Annotated in this window: 17 protein-coding genes, 3 tRNA genes and 1 pseudogene; 10 read left to right on the top strand and 11 right to left on the bottom strand. The window is 55.9% G+C overall.

What is annotated here, in order from left to right:
• Positions 1-6 precede the first annotated feature (6 nt).
• Positions 7-5,988 carry an alpha-2-macroglobulin gene (locus ACMGG1_RS04045; protein ID WP_414161166.1) on the bottom strand — a complete coding sequence of 1,994 codons (5,982 nt, stop codon included), beginning with the start codon at positions 5,986-5,988 and terminating at the stop codon, positions 7-9.
• Between the two features lie 152 nt (positions 5,989-6,140).
• On the bottom strand, positions 6,141-6,467 hold the full coding sequence (locus ACMGG1_RS04040; protein ID WP_170868555.1) for a YqcC family protein: 327 nt from the start codon (positions 6,465-6,467) through the stop codon (positions 6,141-6,143).
• A 178-nt stretch (positions 6,468-6,645) separates the two neighbouring features.
• Between ACMGG1_RS04040 and ACMGG1_RS04035 the strand changes: the two genes are divergently transcribed.
• Positions 6,646-7,884 (top strand): MFS transporter, encoded by a 1,239-nt coding sequence (locus ACMGG1_RS04035; protein ID WP_115058140.1) that lies wholly within the window; start codon positions 6,646-6,648, stop codon positions 7,882-7,884.
• Between the two features lie 618 nt (positions 7,885-8,502).
• Here ACMGG1_RS04035 and syd read toward each other — a convergent pair.
• A complete protein-coding gene (syd, locus tag ACMGG1_RS04030) occupies positions 8,503-9,054 on the bottom strand; it encodes a SecY-interacting protein (protein ID WP_128865130.1) in 552 nt (183 codons plus the stop codon).
• Positions 9,055-9,161: 107 nt separating this feature from the next.
• Here syd and queF point away from each other — a divergent pair.
• The 3 genes and pseudogenes from queF to xni form a co-directional block, all read left to right on the top strand.
• Positions 9,162-9,272, top strand: a pseudogene (gene queF / locus ACMGG1_RS04025) (NADPH-dependent 7-cyano-7-deazaguanine reductase QueF); the annotation flags it as partial.
• 190 nt (positions 9,273-9,462) lie between these two features.
• The gene (ppnN, locus tag ACMGG1_RS04020; RefSeq protein ID WP_122080086.1) at positions 9,463-10,827 is read left to right on the top strand and encodes a nucleotide 5'-monophosphate nucleosidase PpnN; all 1,365 of its coding nucleotides are present in this window, start codon (positions 9,463-9,465) and stop codon (positions 10,825-10,827) included.
• Positions 10,828-10,996: 169 nt separating this feature from the next.
• Complete coding sequence (gene xni / locus ACMGG1_RS04015) at positions 10,997-11,752, top strand: flap endonuclease Xni (protein WP_414161165.1); 756 nt, start codon at positions 10,997-10,999, stop codon at positions 11,750-11,752.
• A gap of 30 nt (positions 11,753-11,782) precedes the next feature.
• Here the strand turns inward: xni and rlmM are convergent, their stop codons facing one another.
• The 4 genes from rlmM to ACMGG1_RS03995 form a co-directional block, all read right to left on the bottom strand.
• A complete protein-coding gene (rlmM, locus tag ACMGG1_RS04010; RefSeq protein ID WP_020828379.1) occupies positions 11,783-12,886 on the bottom strand; it encodes a 23S rRNA (cytidine(2498)-2'-O)-methyltransferase RlmM in 1,104 nt (367 codons plus the stop codon).
• On the bottom strand, positions 12,879-13,274 hold the full coding sequence (locus ACMGG1_RS04005) for a DUF423 domain-containing protein (protein WP_020828380.1): 396 nt from the start codon (positions 13,272-13,274) through the stop codon (positions 12,879-12,881). The genes rlmM and ACMGG1_RS04005 overlap by 8 nt, the downstream gene beginning before the upstream one ends.
• A 52-nt stretch (positions 13,275-13,326) precedes the next feature.
• A complete protein-coding gene (locus ACMGG1_RS04000) occupies positions 13,327-14,244 on the bottom strand; it encodes a transcriptional regulator GcvA (RefSeq protein WP_044553150.1) in 918 nt (305 codons plus the stop codon).
• A 383-nt stretch (positions 14,245-14,627) separates the two neighbouring features.
• Positions 14,628-14,852, bottom strand: coding sequence for a YgdI/YgdR family lipoprotein (locus ACMGG1_RS03995; protein ID WP_004952250.1), 225 nt, complete (start codon positions 14,850-14,852; stop codon positions 14,628-14,630).
• 195 nt (positions 14,853-15,047) lie between these two features.
• Between ACMGG1_RS03995 and csdA the strand changes: the two genes are divergently transcribed.
• Together csdA and csdE are read left to right on the top strand one after the other, a co-directional pair.
• A complete protein-coding gene (gene csdA / locus ACMGG1_RS03990; RefSeq protein ID WP_414161445.1) occupies positions 15,048-16,253 on the top strand; it encodes a cysteine desulfurase CsdA in 1,206 nt (401 codons plus the stop codon).
• Between the two features lie 23 nt (positions 16,254-16,276).
• Positions 16,277-16,711: a cysteine desulfurase sulfur acceptor subunit CsdE gene (csdE, locus tag ACMGG1_RS03985; RefSeq protein ID WP_128865131.1), complete on the top strand. Its 435-nt coding sequence runs from the start codon at positions 16,277-16,279 to the stop codon at positions 16,709-16,711.
• On the opposite strand, the gene tcdA is transcribed toward csdE, so the two are convergent.
• Both tcdA and mltA read right to left on the bottom strand, forming a co-directional pair.
• The gene (gene tcdA / locus ACMGG1_RS03980) at positions 16,702-17,508 is read right to left on the bottom strand and encodes a tRNA cyclic N6-threonylcarbamoyladenosine(37) synthase TcdA (RefSeq protein ID WP_020828384.1); all 807 of its coding nucleotides are present in this window, start codon (positions 17,506-17,508) and stop codon (positions 16,702-16,704) included. The genes csdE and tcdA overlap by 10 nt on opposite strands.
• A gap of 302 nt (positions 17,509-17,810) precedes the next feature.
• The gene (gene mltA, locus ACMGG1_RS03975) at positions 17,811-18,953 is read right to left on the bottom strand and encodes a murein transglycosylase A (protein ID WP_020828385.1); all 1,143 of its coding nucleotides are present in this window, start codon (positions 18,951-18,953) and stop codon (positions 17,811-17,813) included.
• Positions 18,954-19,166: 213 nt separating this feature from the next.
• Here mltA and ACMGG1_RS03970 point away from each other — a divergent pair.
• The 3 genes from ACMGG1_RS03970 (at position 19,167) to ACMGG1_RS03960 (ending at position 19,523) form a co-directional block, all read left to right on the top strand.
• Positions 19,167-19,243 (top strand) — tRNA-Met (locus ACMGG1_RS03970).
• Positions 19,244-19,305: 62 nt separating this feature from the next.
• Positions 19,306-19,382 (top strand) — tRNA-Met (locus tag ACMGG1_RS03965).
• 64 nt (positions 19,383-19,446) lie between these two features.
• Positions 19,447-19,523 (top strand) — tRNA-Met (locus ACMGG1_RS03960).
• 127 nt (positions 19,524-19,650) lie between these two features.
• Here ACMGG1_RS03960 and ACMGG1_RS03955 read toward each other — a convergent pair.
• Positions 19,651-21,060, bottom strand: a complete 1,410-nt coding sequence (locus ACMGG1_RS03955; RefSeq protein ID WP_414161164.1) for an MFS transporter — start codon at positions 21,058-21,060, stop codon at positions 19,651-19,653.
• A gap of 311 nt (positions 21,061-21,371) precedes the next feature.
• Positions 21,372-22,622 (bottom strand): N-acetylmuramoyl-L-alanine amidase AmiC, encoded by a 1,251-nt coding sequence (gene amiC / locus ACMGG1_RS03950; RefSeq protein WP_046372763.1) that lies wholly within the window; start codon positions 22,620-22,622, stop codon positions 21,372-21,374.
• Between the two features lie 239 nt (positions 22,623-22,861).
• Here amiC and argA point away from each other — a divergent pair, with 239 nt between their 5' ends.
• Positions 22,862-24,187 (top strand): amino-acid N-acetyltransferase, encoded by a 1,326-nt coding sequence (gene argA / locus ACMGG1_RS03945; RefSeq protein WP_041414902.1) that lies wholly within the window; start codon positions 22,862-22,864, stop codon positions 24,185-24,187.
• Positions 24,188-24,212 lie beyond the last annotated feature (25 nt).

The raw sequence follows: 24,212 nt of genomic DNA, 5'->3' as shown, positions 1-24,212 counted from the left end.
CACGGCTTATTTATTTTCCGCCGGCACCACCACCAGTTTACCGTTGCTGACCGACATGGCCTGCACTTCACGGTCATACATGGCTTCGCCATAGGCCGGTGGGATAATAAAGCTGCCGGTATTGGTCGCTTTGATCTGGTAAACGAACTCCTGTACGTCGGTGCTGGCACTGCCGTAAATGATCACCCGATCTTCACGAATGTCGCTGTAATCCGGCGCCCAGCTGGATCCTGAAGCCGCCAGCGGTGACTGCCAACCGCTGCTTGGCGCTTCCGCTTCGCTGTCCTCGTCAGCAGCAGGTTCCGGCGGCGTTTGCTGCACCACTTCGAACCCGCCAGGCAATAGATCAACGATCGCCAGATTGCTCAGCCCCTCTTTAGCGTTAGCACGGATTTTCAGATGTACATTGACCTTCTGGCCCAGCGTTACCTGCGTGACCGGCTTACCCTGCTCATCGGTGTAATCGCGGGTGATTTCCAGCCCGCGTGCCAGGGCTTTCTGTGGCGCAGCAAGGTCATAACCGGCCTGCGTCACCGAGTACCAGGCCGGCGCATCACCGCTGTTGGTAAAACGGACAGCGGCGGCATCAGCGGTAAACTGCCCTTTGGCAAACAGCCCCTGCAGCTCGGCTATCCGCTGTGGTGCTGCATTGCCGCCTTTACCAATCTGCGTAATGTCCAGCGAACCCGCGTTGGCTGACTGCGCCACCTGGGCCGAATAGCTCTCCAGCGCCAGTATGCTCATCGCGGAAGAGTAGGTGGTGTAGCGCTCTTCTTTCAACGCCTTCACCATGTTCTCCAACACCTGCGGCGGAATCGATGCCACCTTTTCCGGGAAATGGCGGGTAATCAAATACAGCCGCGTCGCATCCTGCACCAGCGGATCAAAGTAATTCTGCGTCCACCAGGCGTTGTCATAGGCTTTGCTCAACTGCTGCCAGCTTGGCTGCAATAGTGCGGCAGCCTCGTCATCCATCTTCAGCAATTGATAAGACGATGCCAGATACAGCGCGCTCAGATCGGTTTTCCAACTGTCTGGATAGCGTTTTTGCAGCGTATCCTGCACCATTGCCAGCGCATTGGTGGTCACCTCGCCTTGCCGCGTCAGCAGATAGATAGCCCAGCTGCGCAAACGCAGCCGATACAGGTCATCAAAGCCGCTGGCCGCCAATTCACGCAGTGCGCCGTTGGCCTCCTCAAGCATCCCCTCCGGCAGCGCATACCCGGCTTGTTTCGCTTCCAGCAGATACTGGACCACATACGGTGTAACGAAAGGATCGGCATCCGGCGATGACCGCCAGGCGCCAATGGCCCCGCTGTCATTCTGACGAGAACGCAACACGCCGAGCAGGTTGCGTAGCTGTTTGCTAACCTCGGACTGGCTCAGGCCCCCCGCCATTTCCGGATGACGGCTCTGCAGGATCAGCGGAATGGAGCGGCTGACGATCTGCTCGGAACAGTAGTAAGGGTAGTCTGCTAGGTATTGAGCCAGTCCGTTGGTCAGCACCAGCGGTGAATGGGAAACCGCCGCCTGGCGCTGCGCATAGGCGTCAAACATCTGACGCAGGCCTTCGACGTTTTGGCTGCCGCCGCTCATCCGCCCCATTACCGTTTGGGTTCGATACGGCATAGCCGGCCGCACCGAGGTGCTGACCGTGCGACGGCTACTCTTGTCGCCATAGCTGGCGTCAAACACCAAAGGCGCATCCCCCAGCGCAGATTTGGCACGCAGGCGGAAGTTAACCACACCCTCGCGTTTTTCCGCCAGTGACAGGCTTTGCACGGCGTTGCCCACCACATCCAACTGAGGAGGCGGCGTCAAGTGCACGCTTACCGCCACCGGTTGACCGTTCAATCCTTCGAGGTTGTTACTGACGCCCACGCTGACGTCAAACTCATCGCCCGGTGCCACCATCGCCGGTACGTTTGGCGTCATGATGAAGTTGTCCCGCACCGTCGCGGCGGTTTGCGCCTTGCCGATCTTGTCCGGCGTGACCGAGATAGCCATGACCCGGATCTTACCGTTGAAGTAATCCGGCACCGGATAGACGAACGCCTTCTCGCCGTTCACCTCGGTGATACCTGACCAGTAAGCGACCGGCTTATCACGCTTGCGTTTGAACGGGTTCAGGTTGAGATCCAAACCTTCCCCCGCATCGCCGCCCGGGGCCGCCGTCAGCGCCATCAGCTTGCTGAACTCCGGCAGGATCAGGTCAAGAATTTGCGAACTGGTGACGCTCAGTTCACGTTTGCTGAAGAAGAACTCCAGCGGATCTTTTAAGCGGTAGCGAGCGACCTGCAGGATCCCTTCATCGACGGCGAACAGCGCCACCTGCTGCGGGCCATCGGTTTTCACCGTCATGGTCAGATCTTCGCCTGGCTTAATCACCGACGGTGCCGTCACTTCCAGCCCATTCTGCCGTGCGCGGGTGCTGATTTTGAATGGCATAACGCCGTAACTCAGCGGGCTCATAAAGATTTCGCTGGAGTTGACGTCGCGCACAAACTGCACGTTGATATAGCCGTTACCCTCCATGCCGGCCGGCAGGCGAATTTTCTGTACCGAGCTGGTAGTGTCACTGTGGAACCACTGCCAGGCGTAAACCCGATCTTTCTCGATGGTGATCAGACCGCTGCCGGTGTAAGGCGCGTTGATCGACACCTCTATTTCTTCGCCAGGTTGATATTCCGCCTGGTTCAGCTTCAATTTCAGTTCCGCATTGCGATCCAGCGAACGACTAAGGTTGGCATTCCCGGCCACGCTGTAGGCAACGCGGTTAAGCACCTTGCCCTGCGCGTCTTCAATCACCAGCACAAAATCCCCCGGCTTGTCGGTCGCCAGCCGCAGATCATTCCCCTGTTCACTCAGTGCCAACGGCTGCTCCGACAGCGTCACTTCCTTCATTTTCGATTGATATTTGTAAACGCCGGAATCCTGCTTGGTCAGCACGGAAATGTATTTCTGTTCGATCAGCACCAGCTTCAGATCCGCCAGGGCAATCTGTTTGAGCGACGGATCTACGGCGATCACATTCAGCTGGCGCAGCGCATCGCGGTTAATATAGCCAAGATCCCCATCCGCCTTCACGCCGACAAGATAATCATAAGGCGATACCAGAGCTCTGGCGGTAGCCGCCACCGAACGCCCACCGCCGGCGACGAAGGCTTCCGACAACAGCTGCAACTGATAAGTGGCGTCGGCATAGCCTTTGAGATCCAGCGGAATGTTAGCCGCGCCCTGCTCGTCGGTAGTGCGCTCTTCCAACTCGGTTTCGAAGCCGTCGCTGTTTTGCCGGTTTTCGTAGAAGGCGTAGTCCGGGAAACGGTCAAAGCTCGGATACATGGGGCGCAGAGTCAATCGTGAGGTGACACGACGATCTTGCGCCGGCGTGCCAAACAGGTTCTGCACGTCGATCTTGGCCTGCAATTCTGAGGGTTTCACCCAACCCTGTTGCCGGTTTGGCGTCAGCTCCAGCTTCACCTTCAATTGATCCGGCTCAAACTCTTTCACATTGACGGAGGTATGACCAAGCAGCGTTGAGGTGTCGTGATTTTTCCCCACCAGATACAGATAGACGTTCCACTCGCCGGTGGGTGAATTCTCATCGGTGGTGTAGCTCAGCTCGTTGAACCCGCTGGCGCCCAACGTCAGCGGCACCGTGGTCATCAGCTTATCGCGCGGATCGCGGATTTCAGCACGTACCGGCACGCCGGCCAGCCCCACGCTCCAATCAGCAGCACGGGTGATCAGGCCAACATTAAAGGTATCTCCCGGCCGGTAAACGCCCCGATCGGAGAACAGATAGCTACTGAGCGCACGCGGATCGGTCGGGGTCTGCTCACCGGCAATGTCGAAGCGCGAGAAATCCAACCCGCGATCGTTATAGCTGCCGGTCGGCAAGAAGGAAACATCGCCCTCCTTTTCCACCAGGAACATCACCGGCTGGCGTTCATTGGTGTAAACATCAAGCGCCGGGAAGCGCACGTGGCCGTTGGTATCGGTGATTTGACTGAGCAAGGTTACGCCGTTTTTCGCGATCACCGACACTTTCGCGCTGCCGACCGGTGCGCCGCTGTGAATCGATTGGACAAATACATCGCGCGTTTTGTCCTGGGAGCTTTTGGCGACGATGCCCAGATCGGTTACTACCACAAAACGTGAATCGCCGACCCCAGCTTGATCGCCGCTTTCTTCCTCAGACTCATCCGCTCCTGCCTCTTCCTCCGCCGGCTTCTTGTTCGGCTGCCATTCGGACAGCGTCAGCAGGAAAACGCCGCGGTGAGAATCAGGATTGGTGGACAAGTAGCGGGAAAGATCGATGCCCTGATAATTCACCACGCCCGGCTGGTCATTGTTGAGCGCGGTCTGGTATTTAAAATGCTCGGTAAAATATTCGTCATCCAGCCGGTTAAACTCGGCGGAAGAGTATTCCCTGCTTTTGAAAGAAACGATGTGCTGCAATTGGCTTGGGATCACCCGTTTGATATCCAGGCGCAGGCCCGCCACGTTGCGCGCGGCAACGCTGATCTGCTTATCGCCGTTGACCGACAGGAGCGACCCTTGCGACATGAACTGCAGGGATTTCGGGAACTCCGGCACTTCAATCACCCGGTAGGCCTTTTTCGGCATTTTGTAACCGCCGTTGGAGACCAGCTGATTGTCGATCTCAAGCAGCATGAAGCGATGTGCCGGGGCATCGAATTTGAAGCTGAACTGTGGCTGGTAGCTCTCTTCAGCTTCGTTGAGCGTCAGAGTCAGCGGCGTGGACTGCGCCAGCACATTCTTGGCGACGCTGTCGGTATCCCACTGATAAAAATCATTCGGGTCTTTAGCGGCTTCAGCATCGCTGGGATCGTGCTGTGGCAGCAACCAGGCCTTGGTCGCGCGCACCAGCTCTTTATCCTTGACGGCGTCGCTGAAAGCGACGATCAGGGCCCGCTGCCCCTTGGCACCCTCGGCGTCGACCACCTGGGCGCTGGCATCGCTCAGCGCCAGGCTGTACAGCGTCGGCACCGTGACCCGGTTGCTTTTCACCTCGTCGATGGCGTTGGCGGGCACCGTCGCTTTGATGCCCTTGCCGACGGTCAGGTGCACCACACCGCCCTGATCCAGCGCCTGCAGCGGCTCTGAGTGGATCCAGGCGTTGAGTTTTTTCTCATCGTAGACCAGCGAGAAGTTAAGCTTTTTCTCCGACTTGGCGTTGCCTTCCTTCAATCCCAGCGAGACCTGTTTTTCAAAGCTGGTGACGTCCAACGGCGCATTGAACTTCAAATTAAAGATAGCGCTGCGCTTCTTCGGATCCTGCGGGTCCTGGTAATACTCGGCCTGCCCCAGTTGGTAATTAAAAGCGGGCACGTTAAAGGTGTAACGGGTATTGGCGAGCTTGATCTGCGGGGCCAGCAACGTGGCAGGATCGAGGTTAACCTGGTATTGCGTGCCCATCGGCAGCGGTTTTTTCGGCGTAAAGACCAGGGTTGAGGCGTCGTTCCAGATCCACTGGCCCTCGGCCTGCGGCTTAAGCGTCACGCCTTTGGTCACCGCTTTACCAACGTCGGTCAAAGGCGCCGCCGAGTGACTGAACGTCAGGCTTAGCTTCTGCGGTGTCGGCTTCTGAACCGCGTAGTTTATCGCTTCAGGGCCAGCGGCCTGCACGTCGGTTTGCTGATACACCATGGGTGCCGGTTCGATCGGTTGCGGTCGGTTCAGCCACCAGTGCCAGCCGTAGACAGCGCCACCGGCGATACACAACAAAACCAGCAACGCCAGACTGATGGCTTTCGGGTATTTGTTTACGCCGCTTTCCAGCCGCAAAAACGCCCGTTTCACACCGCCGGACAGCGCAGTCCACCAGGCAGGCGCACTCCAGGCAAGATTACCGATCAGCGGCCTGAATAACCGGCCCAGTAACGCCAGGCTCAGTGCCAGCAGGCGAAATGCGCCCTTGATTAACGTAAAAGGCAGACGAAGGATAAACTTTAATAAATCCATTATTGCAGCACCTTATAATCCTTTGCAGATCCCCGGATAAACGGCCAAGGTTTATCGGGTTCGAAAGACGCCGCCAAATACCCTGTCCTGGCGTCTGCGCTAATACACCCATCTGCCGCCTGGCGAAAATCAGCGGCCACGTCGGAATATAATTACGACTCTTTATTCAGCATGTTATCCAATTTCTGCAGCACAACCAGCAGCGGCATGCAGTTGGGGTCATTATCTTTCAGCGCCTCTTCAAAATAAGGCGTGATGGCGAAACGCGTCGGCAACGGCGCATCCGCATCCAGCAGCGCGTACATACGCGGCAGAAACACCCATTGCAGCCAGGCTTCGGCCGACATGCTGTCTACGCAGAAAGGTTCAGTGCTGGCGAAGGCCTCAGGCTCAGGCGGCGCGGCCTGCCAAAGAGCCAGATCGCGCATTGACTGTTCAATCGCCTGCAAACTGTGGCGAACCTGATTATTTATACTCATCTGCATTCCCGATCTATTTTCATGATGATGATTCAGCCGCGTGGCTGAAAAGCGGCAAAGCATAGCATTTTTATAGCCCAAATTCGGCTGACTTGACTAGCACGGCCGTTTTTATCTGGTGGCGTCCAGCGCCCCACGGCACAATAGGCCCACCGACTAAACCAAACAGATTAGACACATGCCTGCAATCACAACGACAAAAAACCACGCCACGCCCGGCAAAGCCATGCTGGCTTCGGTCACCGGCTACGCCATGGACGGCTTTGACTTGCTGATCCTCGGCTTTATGCTGCCGGCCATCAGTATCGAAATGGGATTGAGTTCTTCCGCCGCCGGTTCGCTGGTCACCTGGACGCTGATCGGCGCCGTACTGGGCGGGGTGATTTTCGGTCACCTCAGCGATCGCTTTGGTCGTATCCGGGTATTGACCATCACCATCCTGATGTTCTCGGTGTTTACCGGCCTTTGTGCCCTGGCACAAGGCTACTGGGATTTGCTCGCCTACCGTACGCTGGCGGGCATCGGGCTGGGCGGGGAGTTCGGTATCGGCATGGCGCTGATCGCCGAAGCCTGGCCGGCGGAAAAACGCAATCGAGCCTCGGCCTACGTGGGCATGGGCTGGCAGCTTGGCGTATTGGCGGCGGCGTTTCTCACCCCGTTACTGCTGACGCATATCGGCTGGCGCGGCATGTTCCTGGTGGGCTTGTTGCCCGCACTGGCGTCGTTCCTGATCCGCCGCACCCTGGGAGAACCGGAAGCGTTCGTCCGCCAGCAAAGCACCGGTGAACAGCTCTCTTTCGCCCAACGTATCAGGCTGCTGTTCAAAGACCGCGCCACCAGCAAGGCCAGTATCGGTATTTTTATTTTGTGCTCGGTGCAGAACTTCGGCTATTACGGGCTGATGATTTGGATGCCGACCTACCTGGCCAAAAACTTCGGTTTCTCATTAACCAAGTCAGGCCTGTGGACAGCGGTTACGGTGATCGGCATGACGTTCGGTATCTGGCTGTTTGGCGTCTTGGCCGACCGCTTCAGCCGCTGGAAGATTTTTATCAGCTATCAGATCGGTGCGGTGGTGATGGTGGTGGTCTATGCGCAACTTAGCGACCCGACGTTAATGCTGTTTGCCGGCGCGCTGATGGGAATGTTCGTTAATGGGATGATTGGCGGCTACGGCGCGTTGATCTCCGATACTTACCCGGTACAGGCGCGCGCTACCGCACAAAACATTTTGTTCAATCTGGGGCGAGGCGTTGGCGGCCTGGGGCCATTGGTGATCGGCGCATTGGTGACGCAGGTATCCTTCGCTGCGGCAATCAGCCTGCTGGCGGCGATTTATCTGCTGGATATTTATGCCACGCTGTTCCTGCTGCCTAAAAAACAGGTCGATGGCGATACGCTGGGGGCGATTGGTTAACAACTGAGATGAATTCGAGCAGGGTTAAGCCTGTTGACGGCTTAAAGCATAAATCCGTATAAAAAGTTGAGGGCACTGCGCTAACAGTGCCCTCGGTTCGTTTTATAGCAGTCCCGCTACACAGTGTGCTCCCTGCTCAATCCTTGAAAACTTTTCCTGCGGCCATCCTGACCAAACCATCCTGGCGTTGTCCCGTAACATCGTCCTGATGCGGTTCCTCAGTCTTCATGACCCGCCAACCATCCTTTGCCGGCTCTCAATCTCCATCCTGGAGGTGTCCCTGGTTTCAATCCTGAAACATCCTGGCATCTCCTGACGCCGTCCTTCGCTCTTCACTGAGCGCATCCACTTCTTCTTCCTGAAGCTGCATCATCCTGATGCTTTCCAGCTCCGCCGTATCCCTTCCGGTGAACATAAGATCGCTTAATTATCCCGGGTTCACAAGAGCTTACCGGCAGGCTGACGGAAAATTAATGCTAAGAGTTATCCTAAAGAAAAACTAACCAATTGATCTGGATAACAATAAAATCCATCTCAGCAACAATGCGGTGAAAATTAAAAGCGATCTCTCACAGCCCGTGTGCGAGATATCTCACACGGGATATGGTTAAATTAGCGTCAAGCGTCAATCCGCGGGCGCAATGCATCGAGGAAATTGCCCAACGACGCCGCCAGTAAGGTGCGCTTATCGCTGCCAAATTGCTCCAGCACCACATTCCCACTGACGTTGCACAAAGAGACCAGGGTCATTTCTGATTCGGTGGTTGCCAGGAACAGCGTCGGGGACAGTTTCAAACGTTTTTGCGTTACCAGATGACCGATCAGGTTTTCCTGCAGGCGGATAAAATCGTCTTCGCTCCATACCTGCAGCAAGGTCAAATGATGTTCGCCGAACTGCGCACCCATATCGCCAGCATACTGCTGGGTATAAAACAGATTGATGTCCGGCTGCAGACGAAGCTCAAGCGCAGTCTCTACCTTTTCCAGCGTTGCGGCCGGGGTGAAGGGTTGCGGCAACCACAGCGCCTGGTCATCGCGGTTTTCGACCAGGCAGGGCGACGGCACGCCGTACAGCTCCTGACTTGCCGGCGCATGACCGCGCTCCTGCTGCCAAAGCTCAACATAACGCTGGGTAAATTCACGCAGGGCGTGCGGTACATCGTGGTCCATATTTTTTCTCGCATACGGTAAACTGGCGACCATTGTACCTATCTCTCACCAAGGTGACAGCAGATGTCCTCCAACCAAGCCCCTTCCCTGTCGGAACTGACGCTGGGCAAAGCCTGACAATCTACGCACGTTGCCCCCGTCGCGGCGGGCAGGACATCAATCCCTGGCGCAGCAAAACGGACTTTGTCCCGTTTCGAGGTCGTCCGACACGCCAATAGTGCGAAACATTGCTCAACAACTGAGCTAACGAGTGGTTTGTGTTGGTAAAAATCGGGGGACGGCGGTAAGGTTAAATCAGGTGCGCCGGGCATTCCGGTCGGGTTTTGCCGCCGTGCCCTGACAATAACGAGATGCTGTTCTGCTGCGTATGGATTACTACTGCCCCGTTCCGGGTGCAAAGGAGTTACCTTGATTACACACATCAGCCCGCTTGGCTCTATGGATTTGCTGTCGCAGCTGGAAGTAGACATGCTGAAGCGTACCGCCAGCAGTGATCTATACCGTTTGTTCCGCAACTGTTCGCTGGCCGTTTTGAACTCCGGCAGCCAGACCGACAACAGCAAACAGCTGCTGTCACGCTACGAAACCTTTGATATCAACGTGCTGCGCCGTGAGCGCGGTGTGAAACTCGAACTGGTTAACCCACCGGAAGACGCCTTTGTCGACGGTCGAATTATCCGCTCGCTGCAGGCCAACCTGTTCGCCGTGCTGCGCGATATTCTGTTCGTTCACGGGCAGATCGACAGCGCCGGCCGTTTCCAGCATCTGAATCTGGAAAACTCGGCCCACATTACCAACCTGGTGTTCTCTATCCTGCGTAACGCCCGTGCGTTGCACCTCGATGAGGATCCTAACCTGGTGGTGTGCTGGGGCGGCCATTCGATCAATGAAAATGAATACCTTTATGCCCGCAAGGTCGGCAGCCAACTGGGCCTGCGCGAGCTGAATATCTGTACCGGCTGCGGACCGGGTGCCATGGAAGCGCCGATGAAAGGCGCCGCCGTGGGCCACGCCCAGCAGCGCTACCGCAACAGCCGTTTTATCGGCATGACCGAACCTTCAATCATTGCCGCAGAACCGCCAAACCCGCTGGTCAATGAGCTGGTTATCATGCCGGACATCGAAAAACGCCTGGAGGCCTTCGTCCGTATTGCCCACGGTATCATCATCTTCCCGGGCGGCGTTGGCACGGCGGAAGAACTGCTGTATCTGCTGGGTATTCTGATGAACCCGGAAAACAGCGAACAGGTCTTGCCGCTGATCCTCACCGGGCCAAAAGAGAGCGCCGACTATTTCCGCGTGTTGGACGAGTTCATCATGAACACGCTGGGGGACGCAGCGCGCCGCCATTACACCATCATCATCGACGATCCGGCCGAAGTGGCGCGGCAGATGAAAAAAGCCATGCCGCTGGTGAAAGAAAACCGCCGCAATACCGGCGATGCCTACAGCTTCAACTGGTCTATTCGCATCGCGCCGGATCTGCAATTGCCGTTCGAGCCGAGCCATGAAAATATGGCGAATCTCAACCTGTATCCGGACCAGCCGGCCGAACAGTTGGCCGCTGCGCTACGCCGCGCGTTTTCCGGCATCGTCGCCGGCAACGTGAAGGAAAATGGCATTCATGCCATTGAGCAGTTCGGCCCGTACAAGCTGCACGGCGAACCGCAGATGATGAAACAGATGGACAGCCTGTTGCAGGGCTTCGTTGCTCAACACCGTATGAAGCTGCCGGGCAGCGCCTATGTACCCTGCTACGAAATAGTCGCTTAACGAACCCTCTGGGCGGCTTAATAACCGCCCTTCTTTTTACCTGACTTTTCCGCCTTTACTCTATATGGATTTCAAGTTGCAGCCAGGCGGTAAGCGTGTTCATCCCCGGAGCTTACTTGGGGGGAGTACGTGAAGTCAGCAACGCTGCAGCTTGAAAGACGACGAGTTAATGCCTATACACCTACTGATTGTCGACGCCCTCAACCTCATCCGCCGCATTCACGCCGTGCAGGGGTCTCCCTGTGTCAACGCCTGCCAGCACGCCGTGCAACAGTTGATCCAGCACAGCCGCCCAACGCACGCGGTGGCGGTATTCGACGAGGACGATCGCAGCGAAAGCTGGCGTCATCAGATCCTGCCCGACTATAAAGCCGGACGTTCGCCGATGCCGGAGAATCTGCAGCAGGAAATGCCGCAGCTTCGCCAGGCGTTCGAGGCCCTCGGCGTCGCCTGTTGGCACTCGCCAGGCAATGAAGCGGACGATCTGGCGGCAACGCTGACGGCCAAAATCGCAGGCGGCGACCATCAGGTCACTATTGTGTCCACCGACAAAGGTTACTGTCAGTTGTTGGCACCCAGCGTGCAAATCCGCGATTACTTTCAAAAGCGCTGGCTGGATATGCCGTTTGTGCAGCAGGAGTTTGGGGTATCGCCACAGCAGTTGGCGGATTACTGGGGATTGGCGGGGATCAGCAGCAGCAAGATCCCTGGCGTAGCCGGCATCGGACCGAAAACGGCGGTGTTGCTGTTGCAGCAGGCAGGTTCACTGGACGGGCTCTACCAGGCCCTGGAGCAGGTGCCGGAGAAATGGCGCGGTAAACTTCAACAACACCGCGACATGGCTTATATCAGTAAAAAGGTCGCCACCTTGCGCACCGACCTGACGTTAACCGGTAACCTGCAGCAACTGCGGTTACCGGCATAAACCAGGGCGCTGCAGAAAGCGCCCGCTCAATTAATCACGCTCGTCGCGACGACCAGCCACGGCAGACCACATACGGCGGACGTGCACGGTAACTTCTTCACGATCGTGGTACAGCTGCTTGGCATGGATTTGCGAGCTGATACCCGCCGCATCCAGCGCTTCCCTGATCGACTGCAGGTTCTGCGAAACCTCTTCGTAGCGTTTTTTCATCGGCAACTTCAGGTTGAAGATCGCCTCGCGACACCAGCCTTTCACCAGCCATTGGATCATCAAGCTGGTCACCTTCGCAGGTTTTTCCACCATGTCACACACCAGCCAGTAAATCTTGCTGCTGGAAGGTTCATATCTGAACCCGTCGGCGCGGTGATGGGTTACCTGTCCGGTATCCATCAGGCTTGGCGCCATCGGGCCATTGTCCACCGCGTGCACCATCATGCTGCGTTGCACCAGTTGGTAGGTCCAACCGCCCGGACAGGCCCCCAGATCGACCGCATGCATACCGCTGGCCAAACGCTCGTCCCACTCGTCGGCGGGGATAAACACGTGGAATGCCTCTTCCAGCTTCAGCGTAGAACGGCTTGGCGCGTCTGAAGGGAATTTAAGGCGCGGAATGCCCATATAGAACGGTGAGTTGTTGTTGCTGAAGGAGTAACCGACATAACAGCAACCCGGCGCGATAAAGAACACGTGCACCACCGGACGGGTTGCATTCTCACGGGCCATCAACACTTTCTGCTCACGCATCGCGGCGCGCAACGGCACCGTCAGTTTGCGGCAGAACTTCATCAACTCTTTGCTTTCGTTGGTGTCCGGCACTTCTACTCGCAGCTCACCACCGCGATCGACCACGCCAATCAGCATGCCAACGATCGGTGATACGCGATCTTCCGGCGGCAAATCACGCAGAAGCTCGCCCACCACCAGCATCTGGCGGGCAAAAATCAGCTCGCGGAACGGAATTTCCCGCGCCAGGCGATCGGCATCGTCCGGTTGGTAGCACTCAAAAAGCACGTAGCCGCTGTTGTCCTTCACTCTGGCGAAGCCAAACACTTCCAGCTCGGCAGCCTTGGCGGTAATTTCCGCCGCACACTCTTTTTCAAAACCCTGGCGGCAATACAACGCAATCTTATTCATGGCGCTCGGCCTTTTTCCTCAGACGCAAAGCGCCAATCAACATCAATACCCAACCGGCCAGGAAACACACGCCGCCAATCGGCGTGATATAGACCCAGACCTTCAGGTGCGACAGCGCCAGACAGTACAGGCTGCCGCTGAACAGTACGGTGCCGAGCGCCAATAACGCCCCGCTCCAGTAAAACCACAGGCTGACACGGCGTTGCATCGCCACTGCCAGTGCCAGGATCGTCAGGGTATGAAAGCCCTGATATTCCAGCCCGGTACGGATCCAGGCCATCTCGTTAGCGCCCAGCGTGCCACTTAATACGTGTGCGCCAAACGCGCCCAGAGCAACAAATACAAAACCGCTGATAGCGGCAAAAATCAGCATTGAACGACTGCTCATCGTTATTTACCTTTATTGAAAAAAACCGGCGGCGACAAAACGGCGACCGGCCTCATTGTTCGTAGCGAAAGCGGAACTTTTCTTGCTCGCTGGCTGCCCGCGCCAGGATCCACTGACGAAAGGCGGCTATTTTACCCAGTTCTGCCTGACTGTCATGACATACCAGATAAAAAGCATTTTTACTGACCAGGACGTCGTTAAACGGGCATACCAATCGCCCGGCTTCGATCTCGGTCTGTGCCATCACGTTATTGACCAGTGCAATCCCCTGCCCATGCACTGCCGCCTGAACCACCATGGCGCTGTGGCTGAAAATCGGCCCCTGCTGTACATTGATGTGCTGCAACCCCAACTGGCGCGTGTAGGCCAGCCAATCGCGGCGTGAAGTATCATGCAGTAGCGTGTGATAAGCCAGATCGCTCGTCATTTTTAACGCATGTTCGCCGGTAAGCAGGCTGGGAGAGCATACCGGCAGCAGGTATTCCGCGTATAAACGCTCGGCGCGCAACCCAGTCCAGTTGCCGCGACCATAGAAAATCGCCACGTCCACGTCATCCGCCAGCTTGTCTTCTTCACGGTCCACCGCCTGGATACGCACGTCAATTCCCGGATAAGCTGAGTTAAAGCCGGACAGGCGGGGCACCAGCCACTGAATGGCAAAACTCGGGGGCAAACTGACGGTCAGTGCACCCTTGGCGCTGCGCGCCTGTAACTTGCGCGTTGCCTCATTGATCGAGGAGAAGATTTCCTTGATATCCAGATAATAACTTTGCCCTTCTTCCGTCAGCAACAGCGAGCGGTTGCGGCGCCGAAACAGCTTCAGGCCGAGGAAGTCCTCCAGCGACTTGATCTGGTGGCTCACCGCGGCCTGGGTGACAAACAGTTCTTCAGCCGCTTTGGTAAAACTCAGATGACGAGCAGCCGCGTCAAAGACCCGCAGTGCATTCAGAGGTGGTAAGCGTTTAGACATTTATTAGCTACTTTTGTGTAACAATATTCCGAGTGATTCGGCATAAAAAATCAGGCGGCGTGGTGTGCGGTGCAAAAGGCACAGAACAACAAAGCGCTACCATTAGTTTTTTTAATCCGAGCCATTATAAATTGTCCGTTGAGCATGCGCCAGCAAATACCTATAGTGGCGGCACTTCCCGGGCCGGAACGAAAAGGGAGTGGGTGTCGAGGACGCCGATGAACTTTTGGCTTGTGGTTGTGATGTTGTGTTTGCAAATTGTCTGGCAATCCAGACGTGGTAGCTAAGCTACTGTTTTTTCACTTCCTGTACATTTACCCTGTCTGTCCATAGTGATTTTATGCAGCACCGCAAGCTTTGCGGTGCTTTTTTTTGCCTGACGTTTACTGGTTGCTTTCAACCATTTCTTTCACGTCGGAGCGGTTGATCTGCTGCTCAACACCGTTGGCATCTTTATAGCTGATCATCCCGGTGTCGTTGTCCACTTTTGGCTTGCCGTCAGCGACAATAGTGCGCCCATCATTGGTGTGCATCACGTAATTGCTGGAGCAGGCTGCCAGGGTGAACGTAAGCATCAGAGCAGAGATAACTGCGGCTGTCTTCTTCATTGTGGACTCCTTGTAGTTTTAAATGCTGTAAAAAACCCTTTCTATTATTCAACGCCATTATTTAGCGCGTACTTATTAGCATAACAAACTTTCCCAAGATTGCCAGGCGATAAGTCCTAATGGTCGTGATAGCTTGTCTCCAGCCGTAAAATAAGACAGGATCAGTGATTGACTCCAGCCAGTGATAATCAGGGTATGACGCCTTTTAATCCCATCGACTTCCGTAATCAGTTTCCTGCATTGCAGCAGGCGGGCATTTATCTCGACAGCGCCGCCACCGCATTAAAACCTCTGGCGGTGATCGCCGCTACGCAGCAGTTTTATCGTGACGATGCGGCAACGGTGCATCGTAGCCAGCATAGGGCCGCACAGGACCTGACTGCCCGTTTCGAGCAGGCGCGCCAACAGGTCGCTACACTGATCAACGCCCCTTCAGCCGATGATATTATCTGGACCCGCGGCACCACCGAAGCCATCAACCTGATAGCGCAGAGCTATGCTCGCCCACTGCTGCAACCGGGTGACGAAATTCTGGTGAGCGAGGCCGAGCATCACGCCAATCTGATCCCCTGGTTGATGGTCGCAGAGCAAACCGGAGCTCGGGTGGTAAAACTGCCCCTTGGTGCAGATCGCCTGCCGGACCTGACATTGTTGCCTGGCCTGCTCAACGCCAAAACCCGTCTGCTGGCACTGGGGCAAATGTCCAACGTCACCGGCGGCTGCCCGGATCTGGCGTATGCCATCACTTTGGCCCACCGCACCGGCGCACGCGTGATGATCGACGGCGCGCAAGGCATAGTGCACTGCCCTGCCGATGTTCAGCGGCTTGATATTGATTTCTACGCTTTCTCCGGCCACAAACTCTACGGCCCAACCGGCATAGGGGCGCTGTACGGCAAGAGCGAGTTATTGGCGCAAATGGCACCGTGGCAGGGCGGCGGCAAGATGCTGACCCAGGCATCGTTCGAGGGGTTCACGCCGCAAAAGCCTCCTCACTGCTTTGAAGCAGGCACGCCCAACATCGCCGGCGTGTTGGGGTTAGCCGCCGCACTGGAGTGGCTTTCCAATCAGGACATGTTGGCTGCCGAACGCTACAGCCGTGGCCTGGCCGATAACGCCGAACAAAGGTTGGGGGGATTACCGGGCTTTCGCAGCTTCCGTTGCTCAGGTTCCAGCCTGCTGGCATTCGATATTGCCGGCATCCACCACAGCGACATCGTCACCCTGCTGGCAGAACAAGGCATCGCCGTACGTGCCGGCCAGCACTGCGCCCAACCGCTGATGGCGGCGCTCGGGGTCAGTGGGACGCTGCGCGCCTCCTTTGCACCTTATAACACCCAGGAAGATGTCGATGCTTTGGTCGCAGCCCTGATCAACGCCATCGACCTGCTGGCCGACTAGACTGAATGAACACCGGAGACGCTATGCTTGCCCCTCATCCCTTTGGCCGTGAAATCACCGCCGGGGCGCTAATCGAAAAATTTACCGCGCTGAAACAGTGGGAAGATCGCTATCGCCAACTGATTATGTTGGCAAAGCAGCTGCCCCCGTTGCCGGAAGCATTACGTGCAGCGGAAATGGAATTGAGCGGCTGTGAAAACCGGGTCTGGCTGGGGCATCAGTTGCAGGCGGACGGGACGCTGCATTTTTATGGCGACAGCGAAGGTCGCATTGTACGAGGCCTGTTGGCGGTGCTGCTGACGGCGGTAGAAGGAAAAACGCCGCAACAAATCGCGGCGATGGACCCCTTGGGGTTGTTTGATCAGTTGGCGCTACGCGCCCAGCTCAGCGCCACCCGAGCCAGTGGACTGGAAGCGCTGGCTGCCGCAGTGAAAACGATCGGCGCCCGCTACGCCTGACGCGCGGCTTTGGCTACCATCTTTTTCAGCGCGTGGGAAACGGCGACAAAGCCAAAGGTCGCGGTAACCATGGTTGCCGCACCGAATCCCGCACTGCAATCCATTCGTTTTGGCCCTTCTGCGGTGCTGCGCGACGCGCAAACGCTGCCATCCGGCTGCGGATAAACCAGGGGTTCGCTGGAAAACACGCAGTCGATGCCCAGCTTGCCCTTGCTGTTCTTCACCACGTTGAAATCATTTTTCAGCCGCTCACGCAGCTTGGCCGCCAGCGGATCCTGTATGGTTTTCGCCAGATCGACCACCGCAATCTGGGTCGGGTCTATCTGTCCACCGGCACCGCCGGTGGTAACCACAGGTATCTTGTAGCGTCGACAATAAGCCAACAGTGCCGCCTTCGGCCGCACGCTGTCAATCGCGTCAATGACGTAGCTGAAATTGTTATCGAGCAGCTCGGCAACGTTGTCCGCCGTAATGAAATCGTCGATGCAGGTCACCCGACATTCAGGGTTGATCGCCAGAATGCGCTCCGCCATTACTTCCGTTTTTGACTGCCCGACATGTTGGCGCAGCGCATGAATTTGACGGTTGGTGTTGGTGACGCAGACATCATCCATATCAATCAGGGTGATAGCGCCGATGCCGGTACGCGCCAGCGCTTCTGCCGCCCAGGAGCCCACGCCGCCGATGCCAATCACGCAAATGTGCGCCTGGGCAAACAGCGCCAACGCCTGCTGACCGTATAAACGTGCCGTGCCGCCAAAACGCTGCAGATAGGCTTCAGAATAGGCTGTGCTCATAACGCTTTGATTACCTTAACTTTGCAAATGATAAGGGCCGGAGGATCCGGCCCTTAAGATTATTGACAAAGGGGGATAAAAGCGTGGTTTTTCCCCCTTTGTGTTATCAGCCGAAAATCAATAAATTGATTTTCCTGATTATTTTCAAAATCTTTAGCGCCTGCCACCAAACATTATATGTTTGTATGCAGTCTCGAGGGCCGGAGGATCCGGCCCTTACGAGTCAATTTCGGTATACCCGTTGCCTTTCAAGCCACAGTCAGACGACCAGCCTGAAATTTATCGGGTAAAGCCTGGTGCCGTTAACGGGTGACCAACAGCGAACCGCCAGAGGCGGAGCTGGTCTGGCTGGTAAACAGCGGCGCGTTTACGTTGGCGCCTTTGAGCACCCAAACGCGGCCATAGTGGTTGTAATAACCCGCCGAGTGACCGGCGTCAGCCCCGATGCCCTGGTACATATCGAAGTGCTGGCCTTTGATCGCCCCACCGACGTCCAGCGCCACCATTAGACGCATCTCATATTTTCCCGTGAATTTACCCTTGTTGTCCAGCAGTGGTACCTCCGCCAGCAGCGTGGTGCCCGCCGGGATCAGTGAACGGTCGGAGGCCACCGAGGCTTTGGCGATCAGCGGCACCGCACTGGCACCCCGTACCGGTGCAAAGGCCTCCGGACGGAAGAAGACAAAGGAAGGGTTTTGTTCCAGCAGCTCACGCACTTCTGCCGCGCTGTGGGTATCCGCCCACTGACGAATCGCCTGCATCGACATATCTGCCTTCGCCACTTCACCGCGATCGATCAGCACCTTGCCAATGCTGCGATAAGCATGGCCGTTCTTGCCACCGTAGCCGAAGAACACCAACGGTTGGCCGTTGCCGTAATCCACATAGCCACTGCCCTGGACTTCCATCATAAAGTTGTCCATCAGGGAGTTGGTGTACGCCACGATATAACGGTCATCCAACGCGCCTGAGTAAATGCCCGCGCGATCGGGCAGGCGGCCTTTTCCTTTTGGCGGCATGCGGTACAGCGGATAACGGAACTCACCCTGTTGGGTATAGCGCGCCTGCACCACCGGCGTGTAGTAACCGGTAAACTGAACGTTGCCGTAGTTGTCTACGCCTTCCATCTGGTAAGCGCTGAGGCCGTACTGGTTCAGGTTGCGCGTATCGGCGCCGGAGGCCATCCAGTTCTGTACTGCCTGATAGGTGGTGTTGTTGCGATTAAAAAGTGAAGGAGAAGCGTATTTAATCTCCATCAGCTGATCTGAATAATCCTTGGCATTAACCGGTACACCTTTCGCGTTGGGTTGATTCACCAACTCCAGCGACTGATCCAGACGTCCATCCTTATATTGCTGTCCCCGATCGGTCGGCTTTGACGAACAGCCTGCCAGTATCGCTACCATTAACCCGCCCAGCAGGTATTTGCCCCAACGTCCTTTCATCGCGCACACTCTCAACTGATATGATCTACCGGCGAACGATAACAAACGCCCATAGATAAAGGAATCGCCGCCTATAAAAAAAGCCCTCGGCCGGATAATGATGAAAAAGAACGCAAGTTGCGGACTTATTCGACAGAAAGGCTGTTTTAGTTCAATAAAATGCAAAAAGGGTTGCAACAAAATGCACGGAGAGTATAGTGCGCTTCCATCGGACGCGGGGTGGAGCAGCCTGGTAGCTCGTCGGGCTCATAACCCGAAGGTCGTCGGTTCAAATCCGGCCTCCGCAACCAACCGATACTGCAAGAGCAGTATCAAGTAAGTGTTGGATTCGATGAAAAAAGTATTATACGGACGCGGGGTGGAGCAGCCTGGTAGCTCGTCGGGCTCATAACCCGAAGGTCGTCGGTTCAAATCCGGCCCCCGCAACCAACCGATACTGTACCAGCGGTATCTTATGAAAGTTGGTTTACGATAATACAAGCATTAAGACGGACGCGGGGTGGAGCAGCCTGGTAGCTCGTCGGGCTCATAACCCGAAGGTCGTCGGTTCAAATCCGGCCTCCGCAACCAATCTTAATGACCACAGATAAGCACCTTAACGGGTGTTTTTTTGTATCTGAAATCCACCAATCCCGATTTCACTCCCGCGAACAACGCCCTCTCCCTGACGTCCATGAAATCAGGTTAGCACACCCGATCAATCATAATGACTTTCACGTTTTTGCAGCCACATCCCCCCAATGGCTAACGCCGATACCACCGCCGGCACCGCCGCAAGCAGCAACAGATCGGATGCCATCCAATGGCGGGCAATCAGTGCAGCCCCCAATAGAGGCCCGAGCATCGAAGCGCCCCGCCCTATACCCAGCCCCCAACCTAAACCGGTTGAACGCAAAAATGTCGGGTAACCGCCGGCAGCCAGCGCATTTACCCCCGGCATGCCGCCGACGACGAAAACGCCTGTAACAAAGACCGAGCTGAACAGTATCAGCAGATTTTTCGGCTCAAAACCTATCGCGGCTATTGAAAGGGCCGCAATTGAAAAGCCGGTGATAAGCACGCTGTAAGCCCCGAATTTATCAATCAGGCGACCCAGCGCCAGGGTGCCTAAAACCCCGCCAAACTGTAATGCTCCCGTGGCTAAATTGGCGATTTCCAGCGACAGGCCCGCGTCCTTGATCAGGGTTGGCAGCCAATTTGCCAAAAAATAGAGATCGATAAGATTCATAAAATTCACCAGCCAAAGCAGCAAGGTGAACGCAGCACGGTTATCTCGAAAGAGATCAACCACCGTGGCTTTGGCGCGCTGCATGCCAATGTGGCTGTTGGAAAGATCGACGCTCATGGCCTGCTGCTCCGGAAACACTTTTCGCAAGGTTGAACGAATTGCCGCTTCTCCCTTTCCGCATCTCAACATCCATTGTGCCGACTCCGGCAGGTAAGCCCACATAGAAATCGCCAGGATAATCGGCAAAAGCCCCCCGAGAATAAAAATAGCCTGCCAGCCAACGAGCGGGATCAGCAAAGCCGCGGTAACGCCACCCAGCCCACCGCCGATCGCAAAAAAACAGGTTATCGCAGTGATATAGGTCGCTCGCTGGCGTAAGGGGCTGTATTCGACAACCAATGCAATACAGTTGGGCATCACGCCGCCTAAGGCTATACCGGCAAGGAAACGGAACGCCATCAGTTGGTTAACATTCTGGGCGAAGGCAGAGCACAGGGTGAATACGCCAAAAATGAGTGTGGCAGAAATGATGGACGGCCTACGCCCGATGCGATCGGCAAGCCAGCCCAGAGCAAAGGCACCGATGGCAATGCCGGCCAAGCCGGCGCTAAACACCGGGCCCAGCACCGCGGTTTCCAGCGACCAGGCATCCCGAATGGCCGGTGCGGCATAACCCATAGCCTGGATATCGAAACCATCACACAGTAGACAAAGCGCGCACATAGTCAGCAACAGCACTTGGCCGCGACGCGTCCCCGTGCTGTCTACCATTTCCTGAATGCTCTGCATTCCTTCGTTTGCGGACATTGACACGGGATATCCTTTTTTATGCGAATAAAATATATTTTTTAATAGAATATATTTTTTATTCCCTGTCAATGTGCAACACGGATTTTGCGCGCCGGTGTCTCAGAGTGTGAGCGAGTCGACGAACCAGGATCTGGAGCCTTAGCAGATGAGGAATGGGGAGTCACGCTTATTGCAGCCAACCATTGGCTTGACGATTGCCGGTGAAGGGGCAACGAAATGGGTGCTGCCGATAGGATTCGCGAGCTTTTCGTCGCCAGTTTCAGGGACAATTAGAGATGGGAAGACTCGGCAAAACATTCGCCGTTGGGGCAAACTCCGGCTTGTTCAGGAATACAGTTATTGCGAAAGCGCAGCGGTCTGCAGATCCCCGCCGCCGCTCTCTAGCTGCGTGCAACCGCACCGCCGTTAGCAAAATACGCTTTGATACCTGCGAGAATAGACTCCGCCACCTGCTGCTGGAAATGGGTGGTACGCAACTTACGCTCTTCCTCTATGTTACTGATAAATGCTGTTTCAACCAGGATAGAGGGGATATCCGGCGCCTTTAACACCGCAAAACCGGCCTGATCGACGCGATTCTTATGCAAACGGTTGATTTTGCCCATTCGGTTAAGCACTTCCTTGCCGAATTTCAGGCTGTCGTTGATGGTTGCGGTTTGTAGTAAATCAAACATGGTGTGATCCAAATAGCGATCGCCGCTTTTGCTGACACCGCCGATTTGGTCCGATTCGTTCTGGGTCTGCGCCAGGAACTTGGCCGCCGAGCTGGTGGCCCCCTTGGTCGACAGCGCAAATACCGACGAACCGCGCGCGGCACGGTTGGTGAAGGCATCCGCATGGATCGACACAAACAGATCGGCGCGCTGCTTGCGTGCCTTAGCCACCCTCACCTTAAGCGGAATGAAGACGTCCTCATTGCGCGTCATAAACACCTTCATGTTCGGCTCACGCTTGATTAAGGTACTCAGGCGACGGGCAATCTGCAGTACGATATCTTTTTCACGCGTTTTGAATTTGCCAATCGCACCGGGATCCTCGCCGCCGTGGCCGGGATCCAGCATGATGACAATAGGCCGATCGCGCCCTGCTTTACCGGCCTGCGGTGCTTCCGCCGGTAAAGTGCGCTCAAGATCGCCCTTGTTGTAATCTTCCAGTAACGCCAACAGCGGATCATAGTCTTCGCCGCTGCCGCCCTTGCTCGGGTACAGATCCATCACCAGACGATTGCGGTATTCCGGCACCGGCGCCAATGTAAACATGTGGGGCGTGACGCTGCGTTTAAGCTCCAGCACCAGCCTGACGGTGTTTTGATCGAACTGGCCGACACGCGCCTGTTTCAGGTAAGGATCGTCGTCGCGTACCTGGCCGACAATGCCCTTAAGCACGCTGTTGAGCTGCACGCCCTCGATATCCACCACCACGCGATCGGGATTGGTCAACGCAAACTGTTTATATTTCAGTTCAACGTTAGATTCGAGCGTCACTCGGGTATAGGTAGACGAAGGCCAGACACGTACGGCGATGACGTGCGACGAAGCGGCGACGCCCACCCGACTCACACTCAGCAACCAGCTAGCGGCAACCCCCTGCAATAAACGACGGCGGCCCAGATTGTGATTTGAGTTTGGCATGCGACTCCGGCAGTGGTAACAGATTAAAACAGATGAAAAAAACACCAGTAAACGGGAATGCCGAAAACTTTAACCAATCATTCCGGCGCTGTCATCAGAAAATCTTTTTATGGTTTTTCAATTTATTAACGATTCAGCGCCCTTAGCAAAGAAATAGAGACAATTTCCCACTTGCCATCAGGCCAATAAAAGAATAAAAATACAAAAATACCGTATAAATATGCAAATGAGGTTTGGCCGTGAAGGAACGTAGTACAGAGCTGGTCCAAGGATTCCGTCACTCAGTTCCCTATATCAACGCCCACCGTGGCAAGACGTTTGTCGTCATGCTTGGCGGGGAAGCCATCGAACATGAGAACTTTTCCAACATCGTCAACGATATCGGGCTGCTGCATAGCCTGGGCATTCGTTTGGTGGTGGTCTATGGCGCACGGCCGCAAATCGACGTTAATTTGGCGCAGCATAATTACGAACCGATTTATCACAAACATACGCGCGTTACCGACGCCCACACCCTTGAGCTGGTTAAACAAGCAGCAGGCCTGTTGCAACTGGATATCACCGCCAGGCTGTCAATGAGCCTCAACAACACACCGCTGCAGGGTGCGCATATCAACGTGGTTAGCGGTAACTTTATCATTGCCCAACCGCTGGGTATCGATGACGGTGTGGATTACTGCCACAGCGGCCGCATCCGTCGTATTGATGAAGAAGCCATTCATCGTCAGCTCGACAGCAACGCCATTGTGCTGATCGGCCCGGTTGCCGTTTCGGTTACCGGCGAAAGCTTTAACCTGACGTCAGAGGAAGTGGCGACCCAGTTGGCCATCAAGCTGAAAGCCGAGAAGATGATCGGCTTCTGCTCGTCTCAAGGGGTCACCGATCAGGAAGGCAATATCATTTCCGAACTGTTTCCCAACGATGCGCAGAAACGCATCGAAGAACTGGAAGAGAGCGGTGATTACCATTCGGGCACCGTGCGCTTCCTGCGCGGCGCGGTAAAGGCCTGTCGCAGCGGCGTACGCCGCAGCCACCTGATCAGCTATCAGGAAGACGGTGCGTTGGTGCAGGAATTGTTCTCACGCGATGGTATCGGCACCCAAATCGTCATGGAGAGCGCGGAACAGGTGCGCCGGGCCACGATTAACGACATCGGCGGCATCCTCGAACTGATCCGTCCGCTTGAACAGCAAGGCATTTTGGTTCGCCGCTCACGTGAGCAGTTGGAAATGGAGATCGACAAGTTCACCATTATTGAACGCGATAACCTGACCATCGCCTGCGCGGCGCTGTATCCGTTCCCGGAAGAGAAAATCGGCGAGATGGCCTGCGTGGCGGTGCACCCGGATTACCGCAGCTCATCACGCGGTGAAATGTTGCTGCAGAGGGTGGAGAGTCAGGCGCGCCAGATGGGCCTGCGTAAACTGTTCGTGCTGACCACCCGCAGCATCCACTGGTTCCAGGAGCGCGGGTTCACCCCGGCGGAAGTTGACGTGCTGCCAATGCAAAAACAGGCGCTGTACAACTACCAACGCCGTTCCAAAATTCTGCTGGCCGATCTGTAACCCGCGCGGGCGCAGCATGCTGCGC

Source organism: Serratia sp. BNK-12 (assembly GCF_047456085.1).
GTDB classification, from domain to species: Bacteria; Pseudomonadota; Gammaproteobacteria; order Enterobacterales; family Enterobacteriaceae; genus Serratia; species Serratia liquefaciens.
Note: the sequence above shows the minus strand (reverse complement) of the source record. Positions and strands in the feature narration are given on the sequence as shown.

Coding starts and splice junctions, on each gene's coding strand:
- ACMGG1_RS04035 (WP_115058140.1), top strand. CDS start 6,646: ATGCCTGCAATCACAACGACAAAAAACCACGCCACGCCCGGCAAAGCC.
- syd (WP_128865130.1), bottom strand. CDS start 9,054: ATGGACCACGATGTACCGCACGCCCTGCGTGAATTTACCCAGCGTTAT.
- ACMGG1_RS04040 (WP_170868555.1), bottom strand. CDS start 6,467: ATGAGTATAAATAATCAGGTTCGCCACAGTTTGCAGGCGATTGAACAG.
- ACMGG1_RS04005 (WP_020828380.1), bottom strand. CDS start 13,274: ATGAGCAGTCGTTCAATGCTGATTTTTGCCGCTATCAGCGGTTTTGTA.
- csdE (WP_128865131.1), top strand. CDS start 16,277: ATGCTTGCCCCTCATCCCTTTGGCCGTGAAATCACCGCCGGGGCGCTA.
- amiC (WP_046372763.1), bottom strand. CDS start 22,622: ATGCCAAACTCAAATCACAATCTGGGCCGCCGTCGTTTATTGCAGGGG.
- ACMGG1_RS03995 (WP_004952250.1), bottom strand. CDS start 14,852: ATGAAGAAGACAGCCGCAGTTATCTCTGCTCTGATGCTTACGTTCACC.
- ACMGG1_RS04000 (WP_044553150.1), bottom strand. CDS start 14,244: ATGTCTAAACGCTTACCACCTCTGAATGCACTGCGGGTCTTTGACGCG.
- tcdA (WP_020828384.1), bottom strand. CDS start 17,508: ATGAGCACAGCCTATTCTGAAGCCTATCTGCAGCGTTTTGGCGGCACG.
- mltA (WP_020828385.1), bottom strand. CDS start 18,953: ATGAAAGGACGTTGGGGCAAATACCTGCTGGGCGGGTTAATGGTAGCG.
- xni (WP_414161165.1), top strand. CDS start 10,997: ATGCCTATACACCTACTGATTGTCGACGCCCTCAACCTCATCCGCCGC.
- ACMGG1_RS04045 (WP_414161166.1), bottom strand. CDS start 5,988: ATGGATTTATTAAAGTTTATCCTTCGTCTGCCTTTTACGTTAATCAAG.
- csdA (WP_414161445.1), top strand. CDS start 15,048: ATGACGCCTTTTAATCCCATCGACTTCCGTAATCAGTTTCCTGCATTG.
- rlmM (WP_020828379.1), bottom strand. CDS start 12,886: ATGAATAAGATTGCGTTGTATTGCCGCCAGGGTTTTGAAAAAGAGTGT.